This is a genomic window from Stenotrophomonas sp. YJH_SMC_94-11, assembly GCF_059370435.1.
The window spans coordinates 325,067-343,669 of sequence record NZ_JCAFTR010000001.1; the positions used below are offsets into that span (position 1 = coordinate 325,067).

Consider the following 18,603-nt stretch of genomic DNA (forward strand, 5'->3'; position numbering starts at 1 on the left):
AACGGTCGGGCCCCACCGTCGCCCCCCGCACCTCCTGGTAGGCCCGCACCGTTGGTGCGGGCGACCCTTCAAATGCGGTAGGCGATGGTCTTCATCACCCTGGAGGCCAGCGCCATCACGCCCGGGATCGGGAACGGCAGGCGGCGTGCGCCGGCCTGCTCGGCGTGCTCCGCATGGCGGGCTTCGTCTTCCTTCATCACCTCGATGACCGCACGGCTGCGCAGGTCGCCGGCCGGCAGATCGACCAGGTGCTCGTCCAGATGGGCTTCCACCTGGCGCTCGGTTTCGACCACGAAGCCGAGGTTCCAGCCGTCGCCGCGCAGCCCGGCCAGGGTGCCGATGGTGTAGCTGCCGGCGTACCACAGCGGGTTGAACAGGCTCGGGCGGCTGTCCAGCTCGCCCAGCCGGGTGGCACACCACGCCAGGTGGTCGGTCTCCTCCTGGGCCGCTTCCAGCAGGTGTTCACGCGTGGCAGGGTCGCGGGCCACGGCGGCCTGCCCGAAATACAGGCCCTGTGCGCAGACTTCGCCGACGTGGTTGATCCGCATCAGCCCGGCCGCGTGGCGGCGTTCAGCGTTGTCCATGCCCGGCTCGCTGGTGTCCGCGGCCGGGTAGGGGCGGGCTGCCGGCGGGTTGCCGAACACCGTGTCCAAGGCGCGCTGCGCTTCGGTCAGCAGATGGTCCAGCGGTGTGGTCTGGCGGAGCACGGTCATGGCGGTACGCGGTGGGACGGAAGACCCCTCGATTCTCCCCCGGCTCCGGCCCCCTGCCAACCCGGGACATGGCCGGCTTGCACCGGGGGCTTGACCTGCGTACAATCCCGCCTCTTACGCTTCACCTTTCACAACGCGTGGCAGAGTTCCGGCGAGCCGTTCGCCGCAATGAGCCCGACCTAACATAGAGTTCTTCATGAGCACTTTCACTGCCAAGAACGAGACCGTCCAGCGCGACTGGTACCTCGTCGACGCCGAGGGCAAGACCCTGGGCCGTCTCGCCACCGAGCTGGCCCGCCGTCTGCGTGGCAAGCACAAGCCGGTCTACACCCCGCACGTTGATACCGGCGACTACCTGGTCGTCATCAATGCAGAAAAGATTGCCGTCACCGGCAAGAAGCTGCAGGACAAGATGTATCACCGTTTCACCGGTTACATCGGCAACCTGAAGACCGAGTCCCTGGCCCAGGCGCTGGAGCGCCACCCGGAGCGCGTGATCGAGATCGCCGTCAAGGGCATGCTGCCGAAGGGCCCGCTGGGTCGCCAGATGTACCGCAAGCTCAAGGTCTACGCCGGCACTGAGCATCCGCACGCCGCACAGCAGCCGCAGGTTCTGGATATCTAATCATGGCTATCACTCAAAACTACGGCACTGGCCGCCGCAAGTCCTCCACCGCTCGCGTGTTCCTGCGCAAGGGTTCGGGCAACATCACCGTCAACGGTCGTCCGCTGGACGAGTTCTTTGGTCGTGAGACCGCGCGCATGATCGTGCGCCAGCCGCTCGAGCTGACCAAGAACACCGAAAGCTTTGACATCCTGGTCACCGCCGCTGGCGGCGGCACCACCGGCCAGGCCGGTGCGATCCGTCTGGGCATCGCCCGTGCTCTGGTCGAGTACGACGAAACCCTGAAGTCCGAGCTGCGCAAGGCTGGCTTCATGACCCGTGACGCCCGTGAAGTCGAGCGTAAGAAGGTTGGTCTGCACAAGGCCCGCCGCGCCACCCAGTTCTCCAAGCGCTGATCTACCGCGCCTGGTTGGGCTCCTTCGGGAGCCCGCTGGATGGGAAAGCAAAAGCCCGGCTTCGGCCGGGCTTTTGTCGTTCTGGGGCTGTGCATTTCGAGGTTGCCGGCCAGTGGCCGGCGATGGGGTGGGGTCAGAGCCTTTTCCTTTGGAAAAGGATCCGACCCCGGGCCCCTCTCTGGAGGAGAGCCCCCTTGATGTTCAAGGGGGCGCGCCGACAGGCGCAGGGATCAGGTGGAATGCGCGACCAAATTAAAAGCAAAAGGCCAGATCTTTCGATCTGGCCTTTTGCTTTTAATTTGGCTGCCCCGGATGGATTCGAACCACCGAATGCCTGAGTCAGAGTCAGGTGCCTTACCGCTTGGCGACGGGGCAAAACGTGCAACTATTTTCTCACTTTTCACACTGAAAAACAACTTGATTTTCAGTGTGGTGGCTATGGGTGGACTCGAACCACCGACCCCAGCATTATGAGTGCTGTGCTCTAACCGGCTGAGCTACATAGCCTTGGTGAGCCCGCTATTCTGCGGATGTGTATCGGCCCTGTCAACACTTTTGTGCCGTGCTTGTGGGCCGACAGAGGGCATGGGATAGTCCCGACCAGTAGATTTTCTTAGGAGTCCGCATCGTGATCGATCCGGACGGCTATCGACCGAACGTCGGCATCGTGTTGATGCGGCAGGACGGCCAGGTGTTCTGGGCACGACGCGTGCGCCGGGACGGCTGGCAGTTCCCGCAGGGTGGCATGAACACCGACGAGACGCCTGTCGAGGCCATGTATCGTGAACTGCAGGAAGAGACCGGCCTGCTGCCTGAGCACGTGGAAGTGCTCGGGGCGACGCCCGGCTGGCTGCGCTACAAGCTGCCGGCGCGGGCCATCCGCCGCAATGAACGGCAGGTCTGCATCGGGCAGAAGCAGGTCTGGTTCCTGCTGCGTCTGACCGGCGATGAATCGCATGTGCAGCTGGACCATACCGACTCGCCCGAGTTCGACCACTGGCGGTGGGTGGACTTCTGGTACCCGGTGGAGCACGTAGTGATGTTCAAGCGTGGCGTCTATGCGCGCGCGCTGCGACACCTGGCGCCGTTGGCGCGTGGGGTGGCCGGGCAGGGCGTCAGCGCCATGCCCAAGAGTGCCGCCGAGGCCTGGATGCCGGGCCACGCGGCCGGCCACGACAGGCCCCGGAAGCGCACGCCCAAGCGCGGCGGCTACTGGCCGCGCAAGGCCAAGGGGGAGTCCGGGGCGGTTTGAATGGGAAGCCACGCAGGCTGCGGGCCGATCCGTCACAACGCGTCCCCGCCGGCTGTTTCCACGCAGGACCGGGCTGTCAGGCGGGCCGGTCAATCCGACTGTGAACGGTATCGAGAATGGTTCAGGTCTCTGATTGACAACCATTCTCGTTTCCATTGGAATAGGCAACAGGCCGCTTCTGGCCTGCCAGCCCGGTTCCCGCCTGTGTACGTCTGCATCTGCAACGGAGTCACCGACCACCAGATCCGCGAAGCCGCCAACCATGGTGTCAGCACGGTGGCCGAACTGACCATGCGTACCGGTTGCGGTGCCACCTGCGGTTCCTGCCTGGACATGGCCGGCGACCTGCTGGCCAAGGCACGCGCGACGCACGATCTGCCGCTGCCGGTATTGGGCCTGGCCCAGGTTGCCTGATCGTTTCCTCGCGGCGTGTTGACGCCGCGCTTTCGCGTCCTTCACCTGCAGCCGCGCAGGCCAATGCGCACGATTCGCGTTCCTTCACCACCGCACGCAAGGCGGTACAGTGCCTGCGTTTTCAGCGTGCAGGAGCATCCCCATGAAGGGCGACACCAAGGTCATCGAATTCCTCAACAAGGTCCTCTACAACGAGCTGACCGCGATCAACCAGTACTTCCTGCACGCCAAGATGCTGAAGAACTGGGGCATCAAGGAACTGGCCGAACACGAGTACAAGGAATCGATCGACGAGATGAAGCATGCCGACATGCTCGCCGACCGCATCCTGTTCCTCGAAGGCCTGCCGAACTTCCAGGCGCTGGGGAAGCTGCGCATCGGCGAGAACCCGACTGAAATCCTGCAGTGCGACCTGTCGCTGGAACGCGATGGCGTGGTCACCCTGCGCGAGGCGGTGGCCTATTCCGATTCGGTTGGCGACTATGTCAGCCGCCAGCTGTTCGTGAAGATCCTCGACTCGGAGGAAGAGCACATCGACTGGCTGGAAACCCAGCTCGACCTGATCGAGCGCATCGGCGAGCCGAAGTACCTGCTGAGCAAGCTGGAAGAGTGAATCAGCGGTCCTGGCCGGCGCGATGCTGTGCCAGGTAGCCCGTCAGTGCAACGCGCGCCCGGGCGAATTCCGCAACCAGCAGCGCCACCGCGACTGCGGGGCGCTGCAGGCTGCCACTACGGGCCTCATGCTCGATCCGCTGCGCGATCGCCGACAGCGACAATGCCCCCACGTTCGCGCTTGATGATTTCAGGCTGTGCGCGACGGCCTGCAGGCGCGGTTCATCGCTGTTCCGCGCCGCCAGCTGCAACTGCTGCACCATCGCCGGCGCATCTTCAAGAAATACCGTGACGATCTGGGTGGCAGCATCGCCGATCACCGCGTGCAGTTCATCCAGCACATCGCGGTCGAGCACCGGTTGTGGCTTGGAGCCGACCCGGCTGTCATCGTCCTGTAGATCCGAGCCGTGCTCGGCTGAGGGAGCGCGACTGCTGTTGGCCGTCAGCCGAGCATCACCCGGCTCTACAGAAGGCCGTGCAGGTGCTGCGGCTTTACCGCCACCCCAGCGCTGCAGCAGCGCATGCAGCGTGGCGCGTGCGATCGGCTTGGACAGGTAATCGTCCATGCCGGCCTGCAGGCAGCGCTCGCGGTCGCCGGCCATCGCATTGGCGGTCATCGCGATGATCGGCAATCGCGCATGCCCGGTTTCCGCTTCTTCGGCGCGCCAGCGGCGCGTGGCGGCGTAGCCGTCCAGCACTGGCATCTGGCAATCCATCAGCACGATGTCCAGCCCGCCTTCGCGGAGGGCGGCCAGGGCCTGTTCGCCATCGGCGGCGTTGCGCACCTCGCACTGGAACACCCGCAGCAGCTGCTCGGCCACCATCCTGTTCACCGTATTGTCCTCCACCACCAGCACGCGCAGATGCAGCGGCGGCAGCGTGGCAGCCGGTTGCTCGTGTTCCGCGCTGGCCAGCAGCGCAGCGGGGCGGGCAGAGGCGACCGGTGCCGCCAGCAGTGCATGCAGGGCGGCGTCGTCGAAGTGGGAGGGCAGCTGGCGCTGGCGGGGGCGTTGCGCAATCGCATCCTCCTGCAGCCACAGTACCTGCAGTGCATCGTCGTCGCCGCGTTCCCCCAGTGCGAGCTGCAGCGTGGCCTCGCCGTTGCGGCGTGCGCGCGCATCGACCAGCAGCCAGGCGGGTGCCGGTTTTCCGGGCCGCGCGGGAGCGCGCAGGCGCTCGACCACGCTGTCCAGTTGCGCCAGCACCTCCACCTGCAGTCCATGGTGGGCAGCGATGCGCTCGATGCGTGCCTGCAGCGTTGCATCGGCACTGAACAGCAGCAGCGGTGCCGGCGCGCGCGTCATCGCCGGCAGGTCGCCAGGAACCTTCAGCAGCGGGATCTCGAACCAGAACGTAGCACCCTGGCCGGGCGTGGACTGCACACCAATACGCCCATGCATCAGGTCGATGATGCGCTTGCAGATGGCCAGGCCCAGGCCGGTGCCGCCGTAGATGCGCGTGGTGGATGCGTCGGCCTGGCTGAAAGACTGGAACAGGCGTGCCTGCAGCGCGCCGTCGATGCCGATGCCGGTATCGATGATCTCGAAGCGCAGCTGGTGCTGCGCGGCACCTTCGCCCAGGCGCAGCACGCGCAGCTGCACCTGGCCGCGGGCGGTGAACTTGATCGCATTGGCCAGCAGGTTGCTCAGCACCTGGCGCAGGCGCACCGGGTCGCCGCGCACCGGCAGGCGCACCGATGGATCCAGCTGCAGGCCCAGTGCCAGGCCCTTGGCGTCGGCGGCGCGCTGCATCAGCTGCACCACGCCATCGAGCAGATCGCGCAGGTTGAAGCTGGTGATTTCCAGCTCCAGCGCCTGTGCTTCCAGCCGGGAGTAGTCGAGGATGTCGTCGACGATGCGCAGCAGCTGCTGCGAGCTGGCCGAGGCGGTGGCCAGCATCTGCCGCTGGTCCTCGCCCAGTGGCCCGCGTGCGATCAGCTCCAGCATCGGCAGGATGCCGTTGAGCGGGGTGCGGATCTCATGGCTCATCGTGGCCAGGAACTCGCCCTTGGCCAGCACGGCCGCCTCGGCGGCCTGCTTGGCCTGCAGCAGCTGTTGTTCCAGCTGGCCCTGGCGTTCAGTGGTATGGCGTAGCTGGTCTCGTTCAGCGGCCAGCGCGCCGTGCGTGCGCTGCAGCTGCGCCAGCGCACGGTTGCGCGCGCGAAGCCGCAGGCCCAGCACCATCATCGCGATGGTGGCCGCGGCGAGGGCAACCAGCAGCACGCCCCACAGCGGCACGTCAGAGCACCGCGTTGTGGAAGTCGAAGTTCAGGTCGCTGCCGGCCGACTGCACCATGTTGCCCTGGATGTAGTCGACGCCGCCGACCCACATCGCCGCCGCAGCCTGCGGATCCTCGATCTGCTGGCCGATGATCTGCAGCCCGGCGGCATGGGCCTGATCGATCGCCTTGCGCAGCTCCTCGCGCGTGGCCGGATTGGCATGGCTGCTGGAAAAGCGCGCAGCCATGCGCACGAACGACAGCGGCAGCTGGTTCAGCAGGGCATCGGCCTCGCCGCTGGGTTCGAACTGGCTCAGGCAGAAGCGCACCCCGGCACTGGCCATGCGCTGGCAGAACTGCTGCAGTGGCACGGTGTGGATCAGTGCGTCCGGCAGGCGCACGTCGATCACCAGTGCACTGCCCGGCAGGTCGCGCTGCTGCAGTGATTCCAGCAGCCAGTCGGCGAAGGCGTCGCGCTGCAGGGTGCGCAGCGACTGCGAGACGAACAGGTTCAGTGGCTGCGTCGCGTGGCGGTACAGGTCCAGCAGCCCCAGCGCGTGATCCATCACCTGCTGGTCGAGATCGGCGATGCGGCCTGCGGCTTCCGCTGCCGGGATCACCTGCCCGGCCGCCAGCACGGTGCCGTCGGCCTGGCGAAGGCGCAGCAGCAACTGGTACTGCGCGGTGTTGCCGCCGGCAACAGCGACGATCGGCTGATAGGCCAGTTCCAGCTGTCCTTCCAGCAGCGCCAGGTGTTCCTGTTCGGTGACTGCCTGGCGGTGCACATGGCCGGCCACCCCGGCGCTGAGCAGGCGCGCCTGCAGGGTGGTGCGCTCGACGGCTTCCAACGCACTGTTGGCATCCTCGAAGCCCGGTGACAGCGGTGCATAGCCAACTACGCCGCGCAGGTGCACGGATTCGTCGTCGCGGATCACGAAGGCACGTGCCGACAGCTGCTCGCGCAGGCTGGCAGCGATGCTTTCAAGGGCGTCCTCGTCGGCGCTGCGGGCCAGCAGCAGGAAGCTGTTGTCGTTCAGGCGTGCCAGCAGGTGCGGATGGCCGGCTTCGGCCAGGCGCTGCCCGGCCTGCACCATCAGCCTTTCAAATGCGGCGTAGCCATAGCGTTCGCGCAGGCCCAGCGCGCTGGCCACTTCGATGAAGAACACGCCGCCCTGATCGCGGTGGGCGAGTGCGGTGTTGAGCTGCTGCAGCACGTGGTGGCGCGTCGGCAGGCCGGTTTCCGGATTGCTGGTGGCCGGTGCGCCGGTGGCGCCGGGCAGGGTCGCGGCCTGGGCTCGTGCGCGGCGGATGCGGTTGGCCACCGCTGCGATCAGGTGGCGGGGCCGGATCGGTTTGCTCAGGTAGTCGTCCGCGCCGCTGTCGAGGACTTCGAACTGGCGCTCCGGATCCGGATCACCGCTGAGGAACACGATCGGAAGCAGCTGCAGGCCGGGCTGCTGGCGGATCAGCGCGGTCAGGCGCATGCCGTCCAGGCCGGGCAGGTGAAGATCCATCAGGATCAGGTCGGGGCGGTGCTCCTTGATGGCCTGCAGCGCGGCATCGGCATCGTTGTGGACGATCGCCTGCATGCCGGCGCCGTGCAGCACGCTCTGCGCGAACAGGGCCTGCGCCCGATCGTCTTCAACGATCAGCACGCGGTAGGGCGAGTCCGATGGCGACGGGGCCAGATCGTTGTTGCCGGCGTCGGCCAGTGCGATCGGGCCGGGCAGCGGCGGCGGCGCGCTGTTGGCCGGCGTGGACGCATCGGCCGCGACAGGGGATGGGGTCGCCGCCATCGGTGGGTCCACGGCTGGAGGTGCCGTCTCGGGGGCCCAGCGTTGCCAATGGTCGGCCGGAGGGGTTTCAGCGCGTCCCGGGCGGGCGCCCGCGGGGGATTCGTTTGCGGCCATCGGTGCTCCTGGTGTTCGCGTCCATTATGCGACAAGCCCGGCGCTCAGCCGGTACCGGTGTGCCCTGGCGGTGCTGCCGATGCACCGCGCGCCAGCCAGCGCACGCCCTTCCACAGGGCGCGCCAGACCAGCCACACCAGCAGCGCACCGGCCAGGCTGCAGGCCAGTACCACGATCAGCGCGATCCACGGGTGTGCCAGGGCGAGGGCCAGGCCACCGATCACGACGGTGTCTTCGGCCGCAGAGGCGACCCAGTTGCTGGCCGGTTCCGGCGAGGTGTTGAGCAGGGCGCGGGTACCGGCCTTCAGGCCATGGCTGGCCAGGGCGACGCCGGCACCGGCGGCGAGCGCACCGGTGCCCAGCTGGCCATCCGGCGACAGCGTGGCCGCCGCAAGGAATGCGCCGGCCGGTACGCGCGCGAGCGTCTGCACCAGGTCCCACACCGAATCCACGCCAGGGATCTTGTCGGCGAAGAATTCGGCCACCGCCAGCGCCGCCGAGGTGCCCAGCACCCACCAGGATTCGGTGGCCTGCAGGGCGGGGGGGAGGTCGACCCAGCCAAGCAGCCCGGCCAGGCCGACACCGAACACGGTGAGGTAGACGCGGATACCGGCCAGCCAGGCCAGCAGGATGCCGATCACGAACAGGTGGGCTTCGGTCATGGCGGTGCTCCGGCGACGGAACTGTGCAGGGGGCCACACTATCGACGATGGCGTGCCTGAACGCCACAGACCGTAGCCGGCCACGGCGCAGGAAACCCACCCGTCCTGTCATACACTAGCCCGTCGTTTGCCAAAGGGGCCGTACCGGTGTCGCCCTTGCGATACCCCGGAAACCACCCATGACCAACCGTCCTCCCATGCGCGTGCAGGTCCGCCTGCCCGGCGCGCCGCAACCGCCTGCCGACCGTCGCCGCCTGCTGGTGATCGGCGGCATCTGGCTGCTCAGCCTGGTGCTGGCGGTGCTTGGCGGCTGCTGGATGGCCACCCCGCGCGATGCCCAGGGCCAGCGCCTGCAGGCCGCCGAAAAGCGTGCCGAGGCGCTGCAGGCACAGCTGACCGAGCTGCGCCAGAAGCAGGCCACGCTGGAAGCCTCCGACCGCATCAGCCGTGCCGCCAATACCGAGGTGCAGTCCTCGCTGGCAGAGCGCGATGAGGAAATCGCCGGGCTGCGCGCCGATGTTGCCTTCTATGAGCGGCTGGTCGGCTCGACCAGCCAGCGCAAGGGCCTGAACACCCATTCGATCGAGTTCAGCCCGGAAGCGGCCGGCACCTGGCAGTACACCGCCGTGCTGACCCAGAACCTCAACCGCGGGGCCATCAGCCAGGGGCAGATGCGCTTCACCGTGGAAGGCGTGAAGAACGGCAAGCTGGCCACGATCAGCTGGGATGATCTGCACCAGCGCAGCAAGGTGCCGGGACAGGACTACTCGTTCCGGTACTTCCAGCAGCTCACCGGCAGCGTGATGCTGCCGGCTGACTTCACCCCGCAACGCGTGCGGGTGACATTGGGGAGTGGTACGGGGGGTACCACCCAGGTATTCGACTGGAAACAGGCCGGTGCGCCGGCCAGCAAAGGGGAGTAGGCAGATGTTCGGAAGCAGCAAATCCAACCGTGAAGGCCAGCTGGTGGTGGATGCCCTGATCGGCAACCAGGTGGTGATCCGCGGGGATGTGGAATTCAGTGGTGGCCTGTATGTGGAAGGCCGCATCCACGGCAAGGTGATCGCCGCCGAAGGCGCCAGTGGTGCGACCCTGACGGTTGCCGAGCACGGCGTGATCGAAGGTGAGATCCGGGCCCAGGTGGTGGTCATCAGCGGCCGCCTGGACGGCGATGTACACGCCACCGAAAAGGTCGAGTTGACCCCGAGCGCACGGGTCAATGGCAACGTCCATTACCAGGTGGTGGAGATGAACGCGGGCGCGCAGCTGAACGGCCGCCTGATCCATGCCAGCGCCCCGATGGCAGCCTTGCCGGCGCCGGAAGGCGAAGACGCCCATGATGGCAAGGGCGATACCGCCGCGCGTCGCAAGCTGGCCGAGGCGATGGCTTGAAAGCCGTCGTCGGCACCCCCATGCTGGCAGCATGAGCACGCTAGTCTCCCTGCCCGGCGCCACCCCGGTTGCCGCGCCCGATTACCAATCGCTGGAGCGCCCGCTGAACTTCACTGAGTCGGCGGCCGCCAAGGTCAAATCCCTGATCCAGGAAGAGGGCAACCCCGACCTGGCCCTGCGTGTGTACATCGAGGGAGGCGGCTGTTCGGGCTTCCAGTACGGGTTCGAGTTCGACGAGAACCGTGCCGAGGATGACCTGGCGGTACAGACCAGCGGGGTGACCCTGCTGGTCGACCCGCTGAGCCTGCAGTACCTGATGGGCGCGGAGGTGGATTACACCGAGAGCCTGACCGGTGCCCAGTTCGTGATCCGCAACCCCAACGCAAAGACCACCTGCGGCTGCGGCAGCAGTTTCAGCATGTAACCAGGGCGCGGGGCCTGTGTCCCGCGCGACAAGGTGTGTAGAGCAAGCTCCGCACCCACAGGCGGTTTCCGCAAAGCCTGCGGCTTGCCACCTGCATCGATTGGCGGCACGCTTGGCGGATGCCCAATACTCCTTCGCCGCTTTCCGGTTTCGCCTTCGTTGGCGAACCGTTGGAGCGCGCCGATGCCCTGCGCGAAGATGCTGATGTACTGGCGCGCCTGTGGCCGGGCGCGCGCATCCTCGTCCTCGATCACGATGGCAGCGCCTTCACCGGCGATGACGACCAGCCGCTGGCCCTGACCGGCGCCGACGTCGGCGGTGGCCCGGGCGCCGCAGTTTTCCTGGGGCTGCGCGGTGATCAGGCATGGTTCTCGGTTGAAGCCAGCAATGTCACCGTGAGCGCGCCACGCCGACTCGATCTGCGCCAGGCTGCGTTGTTGTGGCCGATGGCCGATGCCACCGCTTTCAGCTATGCCCGTGGCATGTCCTACTGGCACTCGCGCACCCGCTTCTGCGGCGTATGCGGCGGCGCGGTGGCGTTTGCCCGTGGCGGCTTCGTCGGCCGTTGTGCGCAGTGTTCCACCGAACACTATCCGCGCGTCGATCCGGCGGTGATCGTCGCCGTGGAAAACCAGGGCCGGCTGCTGCTTGGCCGGCAGTCGAACTGGGCCCCGCGCCGTTACTCGGTGCTGGCCGGCTTCGTCGAACCCGGCGAGACCTTCGAGCAGACCGTGGTGCGCGAAGTCCATGAGGAGAGCAAGGTGCGGGTGACCGCCTGCCAGTACCTCGGTTCGCAGCCGTGGCCGTTCCCCGGCGCGCTGATGGTCGGCTTCCGTGCACAGGCGCATGACGACCTGCCGGCCGTGGATGGCGAGCTGGAAGACGCGCGCTGGTTCAGTGCCGACGAGGTCGGCGCCGCGTTGGCGCGCGATGTGGAGGACGACGGCCAGGGCATCCGCCTGTCGCCACCGATCTCGATTTCGCGGGGCCTGATCGAACACTGGTACCGCCAGCAGCGAGGCTGAGTCGGCGTTTCGGCCGGGCCGGTCGTGGCAGCTGTATTGCCGCCACCTGAACACGGCCCGGGTTACAGTCCGGTTCACCCGCGAGGGCACCGCTGCGACAGGTAAGGTAGCGGCGCCGAGCGTTCTGTTTCGTAGGGAGACCTGCCATGTTCACCACTCTGGCCGCCGTGCTGGTGGCGCTGGCCCTGGGCCACGTTGCCCCGGCCGCTGCCGCCTCGATGCGCCGTTTCGACGGCTTCCGGCGCTGGCTGGGCTGGCTGGACGCGCGTGGTGGCAAGGCCTGGCAGGGACCGGCTGGAGTGGCGCTGGCGCTGCTGCCGCCGTTGCTGCTGATGGGGCTGCTGGCGTTGCTGCTGCGCGGAGTGCTGTTCGGCCTGCCGTCGCTGCTGCTGGGTGTGGCCGTGCTGGCCTGGTGCTGGGGGCCGCGTGACCTGGATCGGGATATCGAAGCGATCATTGATGCGGACGACGCCGCGACGCGGCAGGCAGCCGTGCGCAACCTGCAGGCCGCCGGTGGCAGCCTGCGCGAAGACGTGCCGTCGCTGGTCGAGGCGACCGTGCTCAATGCGCTGCGTCGCTGGTTCGCGGTGCTGTTCTGGTTCCTGCTGCTGGGCCCGGCCGGTGCGCTGGGCTACCGCTTGCTGGCGTTGATGGCGGAAAGCCCGATGCGTGCACGCGTGCCGGTGGAGCCGCTGGCGCTGGCGCAGCGCCTGCTGGGCTGGATCGAGTGGCCGGTAGCGCAACTGATGGCGTTCTCGATGGCGCTGGTCGGCAACTTCGATACGGCGTGGAAGGCCTGGCGCCAGGCCCATGGCGAACGCCTGGCCGGCTCCATCGGGTTCCTGGGCGCGGTGGCGCGGGCCAGCGTCAACGCCGAGCTGCGCGAGGACGCGCACGATTACACCGAGGCGGGGCTGTTGCCGGTGTGGCAGCGGCTGCCGGACCTGCGTGATGCGATGAGCCTGGTGTGGCGGATGCTGCTGCTGTGGCTGGCGATCCTCGCGTTGCTGGTGATTGCAGGCTGGGTGACGTAGGTGCTTCGCAGGGCTTGCAGCCCTGCACCTGCTGAAGCAACAGCAACAGCGGCTCTGGGTTGCTGTTGATTGGGCGGGGCGGTGTGGGGCTGCAGGACACGCCGTAAACCCCCAAACCGGCCCAGCCGCTGGCGGCTGTGCGTTCGGGCGCTTGCGAAGCAGTGCTTCGCAAGCAAAGCGCCCTCACCCCTGGGGGCTCGATGGCGCCATCCATGGCGCCAACGGTCCTGCGGCCCCACACCGCCCCACCCCCGACAGTTTCGCGGTGACGGTGGGTCAACTGCGACTGCCGGTGGGTGTCGACCTTGGTCGACACGGTAGATCCACGCCATGCGTGGATGCAGAGCGAAGCGATCCGCTTCCGCTTTTGATCTTCTCTTTCTTTTCCGTGGTGGACGCACACGGAAACTGTCCGTGGCCGGGCGGGATGGGTTTGCGGGGGTGTCCGCGGCATGGATGCCGCGGCCAAGCCTTATCTGATGGAAATCTGTCAGCGTAGGTGTCGAGAGCCGGCGTGGGCCGCCGTACGAGCCTGGATCTCGACGATCGCCATGGAGCTTGGCGCCCACACCGGATTCTCCCTTGATCCGCCCGAACAGTTGCTGGAGCTGACACTCGAAGCGATAAGACTGGGCAAGCGGGGGAGCTCTCGACCCTTCCAGACTATACGGAGTCGGGCAATGAACGGGATCGGGATCGATGTGAGCAAGCGCCGACTGGATATCGGCACGACAGACGGCGAGACTGTGCAGGTCAGCAATAGCCCCTCTGGCTATGCTGAATTGAGCACTTGGTTGAGCACGCGGCCGGCCATTCAGATCGTTCTGGAAGCCACTGGCGGCTATGAGCAGACTGTCCTGGACTTCCTTCACAAGGCCGGCCATCCGGTGATCCGCGCCAACGCCCTGCGGGCGCGTAGACTGGCTCAGGGGCTGGGTAAAGTGGCCAAGACGGACCGCTTGGACGCTCTTGTATTGGCGCAGATGGCCGCACTGGTGGAACTGCCTTCCTATCAGCCGCTGGAGCCCTGGCAGCGGAAACTGCGCGAGTTTGTGCGGGCGCGTCGACAAACGATGCAGGCACTGACCGTAGCCCGCCAACAGCAGGAAATGGTGACTGACCGCGAGCTACGCCGGCAGATGCAAGGCAACATCATTGGCCTGCAGACACTGGTCGAGCGACTGGGGAAGCAGATCTCTGAACAGGTCGCGCAGCAGCCCCAACTGGCAGTGCTGAAGTCGATGAAAGGGGTTGGCCCGGCATTGCAGGCGGTGCTGGCCAGCTACCTGCCTGAGCTGGGTCAGATCAGCGGAAAAGCCATTGCCAGCCTGGTCGGCGTGGCGCCGATCTCCCACGACAGCGGGGCCATGCGAGGGAGGCGAAGCATCCACGGTGGCAGGGCCGAGATCCGCCAGGTGCTCTACATGTCGGCCATGTCGGCCATGCGACATGAGCCACGATTGCGGGACTTTTACCGGTCGCTGCGGGCCCGCGGCAAGGAAGGGAAAGTGGCCATCGTGGCGGTGATGCGGAAGATGCTGGTGATTCTCAACGCCCGCGTGCGTGATGCTCAAGGCGGATCGATCCCCGCCTGAAGCCAGCCTGCGCGTGCCCCAAAAGGCTGCCGGCCAGCGGCCGGCACTACCGTGCCCGTCTCATGGAGGGGCCAGGCCCCTCCGTCAACACAGTTGCTCCATGGACGGATTCACGGCGTCCCCCCGCAAACCCATCCCGCCCGGCCGACCCCAAGGCTTCTGCCTTCAAACGCCGCCCACCACGAGGGGCTGCGCCGTTGGCTGGAATCCTAGATCGGTGCCAGCGCCGTGAACGGTGCCCACGGCAGGTTACGCAGCAGCGCATACCCAGGCAGTACCCAGAGCCAGAACGTGGGATTGGCCAGCACCCGCATCAGCGGGTCCAGCAGGCGCGGACGGATGCCGGCGACGTTCAGCAGCATCAGCAGCAGGAAGGGCAGGCTGATGACCAGCAGCGGGTTCATCGCCATCGCGCCGGGCAGGTCGAAATGGACCAGCGAATACAGGCAGCGTGTGCTGCCACAGCCCGGGCAGTACAGGCCGGTCAGCGCGTACAGCGGGCAGCTCGGCAAGGGATTGCCGGCGACATACGGATTGACGTTGCGCAGCACCAGCGCGGCACCGGCGGCCAGGCCGGTGGCGGCCAGCAGCGGTGCCCAGCGGGCCAGTCGGGATCGGGTGGGCAGTGCGGACATGCAGCAACGGATCCGGCGCAGGCGCCGGATCCGTCCACGCGGATCAGTAGCCGCTGTTGCTCATCGCACCCATGCCGCCGAGAGCGACGATCAGGATGCCGTACAGCACGCCGACCACGACGGCGGCAATGGCCGACCAGATGGCCCACTTCTTGGCCTTGGCCGAGGATTCCTGGGCACCGGCGATGTCGCCAGCGGCCAGCTTGCCGTTGACCTGGGCAGCGTAGACGATCGACACGATGCCGGCCGGCAGGCAGCAGAACAGGGTGCTCAGGATGGCCCAGACCAGATTGTTCGGGACCTGTGGAGTGGCGGTATTCATGGGTTCAAGCTCCTTGATGGGTGGTGGTGGTGAATCATTGGTCGGAAAGAGCGCCCAGTACGGCCAAGCCGCCGAACAGCCCGAACCACAACAGCAACAGGACCGGCAGGGCCACGGCCGAAGCCACCGCCCACCAGCCCGCCTTGCGCGACGCGCTGTAGGCCCCCGGCAGGTCGCCGGCTGCGCGGCGGCCATCGACCTGGGAGGCATAGACGATCGACACCACGCCCAACGGCAGGCAGCAGAACAGCGTCGTCAGGATCGCCCAGACCAGATGGTTGGGGATGTAGACCGGACGGCTGAGCGGTGGCGGTTGATTCAAAGCAAGACTCCATTCCTTGGTGGCCGGCCTTGGTGCATTGGCCGAACCTCCCCCCTGTGGGTGCGTAATCTACCTCAACCTGCGCTGCATGTATGCGTTTACAGTCAGATGGTGGCGTGCATGGCCCTTGACTGGGCGCTATTGGACCGGCCTCTGTCATGAAACAGAGGCCGTCATTCCAGGGATTGGGGCTATCGCCTGGAAGCGCAACCGACGGCTGCCGGGCCGATCAGGCGTGATCGCCACGCAAGGCCCGTACCTGCGCCTCCAGCACCGGGGCGCGGGTGGCGTGGCCATCGACGGCCGGTGCCGCCACGACCTCGACCGTGGCGCGGAAACGGCGCGGCACCCGCATGCGGCCGAGGCGGCTGTCGCGGCGACTCCACATGCTCGACCACATGCCGCGCAGCGCCATCGGCACCACCGGCACCGGCCGCCGCTCGAGGATCTTCTCAACGCCGGACTTGAACGGCGCCATCTCCCCGTCGCGGGTCAGCGCACCCTCGGGGAAGATGCAGACCAGTTCGCCTTCGGCCAGCGCAGCGTCGATCTCGTCGAACGCGCGCTGCATCAGTGCCGGGTCTTCGCGAGCACCGGCGATCGGGATTGCCTTGGCGGTCCGGAAGATCCAGCGCATTACCGGGATGTTGAAGATCCTGTAGTACATGACGAAGCGCACCGGGCGCGGAATCGTCGCCGACAGGATCAGCGCGTCCATGTAGCTGACGTGGTTGCAGACCAGCAGCGCGGCGCCTTCGTCCGGCACGTTGGCCTCGATGCCGTGCGGGCGCAGCCGGTACAGGGTGCGCACCATCAGCCAGCTGAGGAAGCGCATCAGGAATTCAGGGACGATGGTGAAGATGTAGATCGCCACCAGCGCGTTGGCGATGGCCAGCGCCAGGAACTGCTGCGGAATGGTCCAGTGCAGCAGCTTGTGCGCGGCCAGCGACAGCAACGCCGCAGCGACGATGAAGCCCGAGTTCTGGATGTTCAGTGCGGCGAACACGCGCGACATCTGCGCCTTCGGCGTGCGGCTCTGGATCAGCGCGAACAGCGGCACCACGAAGATGCCGGTGAACAGGCCGATGCCGATCAGGTCGATGACGATGCGGATGCTGCCGGGCTGCTGCAGGAACGGACCAATGGTCAGCCCGTGCACGGTCGCTTCGCCGCTGCGGGCGAAGTACAGGTCGAGCAGGAAGGCGGTCATGCCGAACGCACCCAGCGGCACCAGGCCGATTTCCACCGTGCGTGCCGACAGCTTCTCGCACAGCAGCGAGCCGACGCCGGTGCCGACCGAGAACAGGGCCAGCGCAAAGATGTACAGGGTCGGCTCGCCGCCCAGGTTGGTCACCGCGTAGGCCGGTAGCTGCGAGGTCAGCACGGTGCCAACGAACCAGAACCAGGACACGCCCAGGATCGAGTTGCGCACGGCCTTCTGCTGGCGCGCCATGCGCAGTACCGCCAGCGATTCCGGCAACGGGTTCCAGTTGATCTTCAGGGTCGGGTCGCCTGCATCGACCCTGGGAATCAGGCGCGCGGCGATGTTGCCGCAGATCGCCAGGGCGATGATCGCGCACGCAGCCACCACCGTACCGTGGCTGCCGGCCACGGTGAACACCAGGCCGCCAACGATCATGCCGGAGAGAATCGACATTGAAGTGCCCATCTCGACCAGGCCGTTGCCGCCGGTCAGTTCCTCGGGCCTGAGCACCGACGGCAGCACCGAATACTTCACCGGGCCGAACAGGGTGGACTGCATGCCGGTACAGAACAGCGCGACCAGCAGCACCGGCAGGCTCTGGGTGAGGAAGCCGGTGGCCGCCAGCGACATGATCACGATCTCCATGGTGGTGGTGATCACGATCAGCCGCGATTTTTCCAGTTTGTCGGCGATCTGCCCGGCCAGCGCCGAGAACAGGAAATACGGCAGGATGAAGATGGCCGGTGCCAGGGTGGCGTACAACCCCAGTTCTTCCTCCGGCACGGCCATGAACAGCAACATGCTGATGATCGCCTGCCGGTACACGTTGTCGTTGAACGCACCGAGCGCCTGTACGACGAAGAACGGCAGGAAACGGCGCTGGCGCAGCAGGGCGAACTGGTTGTGACCGGACATGGAGCCTCCTTGACCGGCGCAGCCTAGCATTCCTGCCCATCCGCTGTGGGTGCGGACCTGTGGGTGCGGACCGTTGGTCCGCACACCTGCCAGCACCCTCAGACGATATCGTCGACCACGCCGCCGTCCACGCGCAGCGCTGCCCCGGAAGTCGCCGAGGCCTGTGGCGAGGCCAGGTACACCACCATGTTGGCCACTTCCTCGACCGTAGCGGTGCGCTGGATCACCGAAGACGGCCGGTGCGCCATCACGAACTCGCGGCCGATCTGTTCCAGCGGCTTGCCGCTGCGCTGGCGTTCATCCTCGAACATCGCGGCGAAGCCATCGGACAGGGTCGGGCCAGGCAGCACTGCGTTGACGGTGACGCCACTGCCGGCCACGCGCTTGGCCAGGCCGCGTGACAGTGACAGCTGCGCGGTCTTGCTGACCCCGTAATGGATCATGTCGGCCGGAATGTTGCGCGCCGATTCGGACGAGATGAACAGCACGCGGCCCCAGCCGGCATCGACCATCGCTGGCAGCAGCGCACGCGACAGGCGTACGCCGGACATCACGTTGGTCTGCCAGTAGCGCTCCCAGGTGGCGTCATCGGTCTCGAAGAAGTCCTGCGGGCCGAAGATGCCGGCGTTGTTGACCAGGATGTCGATCTTCGGCAGCCCAGCCAGCAGCGTATCGACACCGGCCGCATCGGAGAGGTCGGCGGCGACACCGAATACGTCGGCTCCCGGGACAGCCGCGAGCAGATGCTGGCGGGCGCGCTCGACGCTGTTGGTGCTGCGGCCATTAAGGACGACGCGTGCGCCTGCGGTGGCCAGGCCCAGGGCGATGGCCAGGCCGATGCCGGCGGTGGAGGCGGTCACCAGCGCGGTGCGGCCGCTGAGTTCGATTTTCATGGTGATGATCCGGAGCGGGAGCTGCCCAGTATCCGCGTGGC

At 66.9% G+C, this 18,603-nt stretch carries 20 protein-coding genes and 2 tRNA genes; 11 read left to right on the forward strand and 11 right to left on the reverse strand.

Going from position 1 to position 18,603, the window contains the following annotated elements; genetic code table 11:
• Nucleotides 1-68 precede the first annotated feature (68 nt).
• Nucleotides 69-713 (reverse strand): 2-polyprenyl-3-methyl-6-methoxy-1,4-benzoquinone monooxygenase, encoded by a 645-nt coding sequence (coq7, locus tag AC5P74_RS01465; protein WP_005419813.1) that lies wholly within the window; start codon nucleotides 711-713, stop codon nucleotides 69-71.
• A 196-nt stretch (nucleotides 714-909) separates the two neighbouring features.
• Between coq7 and rplM the strand changes: the two genes are divergently transcribed.
• The gene (gene rplM, locus AC5P74_RS01470; RefSeq protein ID WP_005414692.1) at nucleotides 910-1,338 is read left to right on the forward strand and encodes a 50S ribosomal protein L13; all 429 of its coding nucleotides are present in this window, start codon (nucleotides 910-912) and stop codon (nucleotides 1,336-1,338) included.
• Nucleotides 1,339-1,340: 2 nt separating this feature from the next.
• A complete protein-coding gene (rpsI, locus tag AC5P74_RS01475; RefSeq protein ID WP_005411311.1) occupies nucleotides 1,341-1,733 on the forward strand; it encodes a 30S ribosomal protein S9 in 393 nt (130 codons plus the stop codon).
• A 300-nt stretch (nucleotides 1,734-2,033) separates the two neighbouring features.
• Here rpsI and AC5P74_RS01480 read toward each other — a convergent pair.
• Together AC5P74_RS01480 and AC5P74_RS01485 are read right to left on the reverse strand one after the other, a co-directional pair.
• Nucleotides 2,034-2,108 (reverse strand) — tRNA-Gln (locus tag AC5P74_RS01480).
• Between the two features lie 55 nt (nucleotides 2,109-2,163).
• Nucleotides 2,164-2,240 (reverse strand) — tRNA-Met (locus tag AC5P74_RS01485).
• 121 nt (nucleotides 2,241-2,361) lie between these two features.
• Between AC5P74_RS01485 and AC5P74_RS01490 the strand changes: the two genes are divergently transcribed.
• The 3 genes from AC5P74_RS01490 to bfr all read left to right on the forward strand — a co-directional run bounded on the left by AC5P74_RS01490 (nucleotide 2,362) and on the right by bfr (nucleotide 4,012).
• Nucleotides 2,362-2,985, forward strand: coding sequence for an RNA pyrophosphohydrolase (locus tag AC5P74_RS01490; RefSeq protein ID WP_005419809.1), 624 nt, complete (start codon nucleotides 2,362-2,364; stop codon nucleotides 2,983-2,985).
• Nucleotides 2,986-3,189: 204 nt separating this feature from the next.
• The gene (locus AC5P74_RS01495; protein ID WP_053497678.1) at nucleotides 3,190-3,399 is read left to right on the forward strand and encodes a (2Fe-2S)-binding protein; all 210 of its coding nucleotides are present in this window, start codon (nucleotides 3,190-3,192) and stop codon (nucleotides 3,397-3,399) included.
• A gap of 142 nt (nucleotides 3,400-3,541) precedes the next feature.
• The gene (gene bfr / locus AC5P74_RS01500; protein WP_005419804.1) at nucleotides 3,542-4,012 is read left to right on the forward strand and encodes a bacterioferritin; all 471 of its coding nucleotides are present in this window, start codon (nucleotides 3,542-3,544) and stop codon (nucleotides 4,010-4,012) included.
• Between the two features lies 1 nt (nucleotide 4,013).
• Here the strand turns inward: bfr and AC5P74_RS01505 are convergent, their stop codons facing one another.
• The 3 genes from AC5P74_RS01505 to AC5P74_RS01515 are packed head-to-tail and all read right to left on the reverse strand — an operon-like array spanning nucleotide 4,014 to nucleotide 8,801.
• The gene (locus AC5P74_RS01505; RefSeq protein WP_346607576.1) at nucleotides 4,014-6,248 is read right to left on the reverse strand and encodes an ATP-binding protein; all 2,235 of its coding nucleotides are present in this window, start codon (nucleotides 6,246-6,248) and stop codon (nucleotides 4,014-4,016) included.
• A 1-nt stretch (nucleotide 6,249) separates the two neighbouring features.
• Entirely contained in the window at nucleotides 6,250-8,139 is a 1,890-nt protein-coding gene (locus tag AC5P74_RS01510; RefSeq protein WP_032954585.1) for an EAL domain-containing protein, read from the reverse strand.
• 44 nt (nucleotides 8,140-8,183) lie between these two features.
• Nucleotides 8,184-8,801, reverse strand: a complete 618-nt coding sequence (locus tag AC5P74_RS01515) for a DUF4126 domain-containing protein (RefSeq protein ID WP_005419792.1) — start codon at nucleotides 8,799-8,801, stop codon at nucleotides 8,184-8,186.
• A gap of 179 nt (nucleotides 8,802-8,980) precedes the next feature.
• On the opposite strand from AC5P74_RS01515, the gene AC5P74_RS01520 reads away from it, so the two are divergent.
• From AC5P74_RS01520 to AC5P74_RS01545, 6 genes are all read left to right on the forward strand, one after another.
• A complete protein-coding gene (locus tag AC5P74_RS01520; RefSeq protein ID WP_005419791.1) occupies nucleotides 8,981-9,724 on the forward strand; it encodes a DUF6776 family protein in 744 nt (247 codons plus the stop codon).
• 4 nt (nucleotides 9,725-9,728) lie between these two features.
• On the forward strand, nucleotides 9,729-10,193 hold the full coding sequence (locus AC5P74_RS01525) for a bactofilin family protein (protein ID WP_053497672.1): 465 nt from the start codon (nucleotides 9,729-9,731) through the stop codon (nucleotides 10,191-10,193).
• 31 nt (nucleotides 10,194-10,224) lie between these two features.
• The gene (gene erpA, locus AC5P74_RS01530) at nucleotides 10,225-10,617 is read left to right on the forward strand and encodes an iron-sulfur cluster insertion protein ErpA (protein ID WP_005419789.1); all 393 of its coding nucleotides are present in this window, start codon (nucleotides 10,225-10,227) and stop codon (nucleotides 10,615-10,617) included.
• 119 nt (nucleotides 10,618-10,736) lie between these two features.
• The gene (gene nudC, locus AC5P74_RS01535) at nucleotides 10,737-11,642 is read left to right on the forward strand and encodes an NAD(+) diphosphatase (protein WP_053497669.1); all 906 of its coding nucleotides are present in this window, start codon (nucleotides 10,737-10,739) and stop codon (nucleotides 11,640-11,642) included.
• Between the two features lie 146 nt (nucleotides 11,643-11,788).
• On the forward strand, nucleotides 11,789-12,676 hold the full coding sequence (gene ampE / locus AC5P74_RS01540) for a regulatory signaling modulator protein AmpE (protein WP_329841857.1): 888 nt from the start codon (nucleotides 11,789-11,791) through the stop codon (nucleotides 12,674-12,676).
• 680 nt (nucleotides 12,677-13,356) lie between these two features.
• Nucleotides 13,357-14,271 (forward strand): IS110 family transposase, encoded by a 915-nt coding sequence (locus tag AC5P74_RS01545; protein WP_346608077.1) that lies wholly within the window; start codon nucleotides 13,357-13,359, stop codon nucleotides 14,269-14,271.
• Nucleotides 14,272-14,480: 209 nt separating this feature from the next.
• On the opposite strand, the gene AC5P74_RS01550 is transcribed toward AC5P74_RS01545, so the two are convergent.
• The 5 genes from AC5P74_RS01550 to AC5P74_RS01570 all read right to left on the reverse strand — a co-directional run bounded on the left by AC5P74_RS01550 (nucleotide 14,481) and on the right by AC5P74_RS01570 (nucleotide 18,562).
• Nucleotides 14,481-14,906 (reverse strand): DUF2752 domain-containing protein, encoded by a 426-nt coding sequence (locus AC5P74_RS01550; protein WP_049410657.1) that lies wholly within the window; start codon nucleotides 14,904-14,906, stop codon nucleotides 14,481-14,483.
• A 43-nt stretch (nucleotides 14,907-14,949) separates the two neighbouring features.
• Entirely contained in the window at nucleotides 14,950-15,228 is a 279-nt protein-coding gene (locus AC5P74_RS01555; RefSeq protein ID WP_005419785.1) for a CD225/dispanin family protein, read from the reverse strand.
• 34 nt (nucleotides 15,229-15,262) lie between these two features.
• Nucleotides 15,263-15,550, reverse strand: a complete 288-nt coding sequence (locus AC5P74_RS01560) for a CD225/dispanin family protein (RefSeq protein ID WP_005419784.1) — start codon at nucleotides 15,548-15,550, stop codon at nucleotides 15,263-15,265.
• A gap of 229 nt (nucleotides 15,551-15,779) precedes the next feature.
• On the reverse strand, nucleotides 15,780-17,669 hold the full coding sequence (locus AC5P74_RS01565) for an MFS transporter (protein ID WP_171957614.1): 1,890 nt from the start codon (nucleotides 17,667-17,669) through the stop codon (nucleotides 15,780-15,782).
• Nucleotides 17,670-17,767: 98 nt separating this feature from the next.
• Complete coding sequence (locus tag AC5P74_RS01570; RefSeq protein ID WP_053500202.1) at nucleotides 17,768-18,562, reverse strand: SDR family NAD(P)-dependent oxidoreductase; 795 nt, start codon at nucleotides 18,560-18,562, stop codon at nucleotides 17,768-17,770.
• Nucleotides 18,563-18,603 lie beyond the last annotated feature (41 nt).

Excerpts from the sequence above, each read along its gene's own strand:
- coq7 (WP_005419813.1), bottom strand. The coding sequence starts at position 713 with ATGACCGTGCTCCGCCAGACCACACCGCTGGACCATCTGCTGACCGAA.
- rplM (WP_005414692.1), top strand. The coding sequence starts at position 910 with ATGAGCACTTTCACTGCCAAGAACGAGACCGTCCAGCGCGACTGGTAC.
- rpsI (WP_005411311.1), top strand. The coding sequence starts at position 1,341 with ATGGCTATCACTCAAAACTACGGCACTGGCCGCCGCAAGTCCTCCACC.
- bfr (WP_005419804.1), top strand. The coding sequence starts at position 3,542 with ATGAAGGGCGACACCAAGGTCATCGAATTCCTCAACAAGGTCCTCTAC.
- AC5P74_RS01510 (WP_032954585.1), bottom strand. The coding sequence starts at position 8,139 with ATGGCCGCAAACGAATCCCCCGCGGGCGCCCGCCCGGGACGCGCTGAA.
- AC5P74_RS01515 (WP_005419792.1), bottom strand. The coding sequence starts at position 8,801 with ATGACCGAAGCCCACCTGTTCGTGATCGGCATCCTGCTGGCCTGGCTG.
- AC5P74_RS01520 (WP_005419791.1), top strand. The coding sequence starts at position 8,981 with ATGACCAACCGTCCTCCCATGCGCGTGCAGGTCCGCCTGCCCGGCGCG.
- AC5P74_RS01525 (WP_053497672.1), top strand. The coding sequence starts at position 9,729 with ATGTTCGGAAGCAGCAAATCCAACCGTGAAGGCCAGCTGGTGGTGGAT.
- erpA (WP_005419789.1), top strand. The coding sequence starts at position 10,225 with ATGAGCACGCTAGTCTCCCTGCCCGGCGCCACCCCGGTTGCCGCGCCC.
- nudC (WP_053497669.1), top strand. The coding sequence starts at position 10,737 with ATGCCCAATACTCCTTCGCCGCTTTCCGGTTTCGCCTTCGTTGGCGAA.
- ampE (WP_329841857.1), top strand. The coding sequence starts at position 11,789 with ATGTTCACCACTCTGGCCGCCGTGCTGGTGGCGCTGGCCCTGGGCCAC.
- AC5P74_RS01545 (WP_346608077.1), top strand. The coding sequence starts at position 13,357 with ATGAACGGGATCGGGATCGATGTGAGCAAGCGCCGACTGGATATCGGC.
- AC5P74_RS01550 (WP_049410657.1), bottom strand. The coding sequence starts at position 14,906 with ATGTCCGCACTGCCCACCCGATCCCGACTGGCCCGCTGGGCACCGCTG.
- AC5P74_RS01555 (WP_005419785.1), bottom strand. The coding sequence starts at position 15,228 with ATGAATACCGCCACTCCACAGGTCCCGAACAATCTGGTCTGGGCCATC.
- AC5P74_RS01565 (WP_171957614.1), bottom strand. The coding sequence starts at position 17,669 with ATGTCCGGTCACAACCAGTTCGCCCTGCTGCGCCAGCGCCGTTTCCTG.
- AC5P74_RS01570 (WP_053500202.1), bottom strand. The coding sequence starts at position 18,562 with ATGAAAATCGAACTCAGCGGCCGCACCGCGCTGGTGACCGCCTCCACC.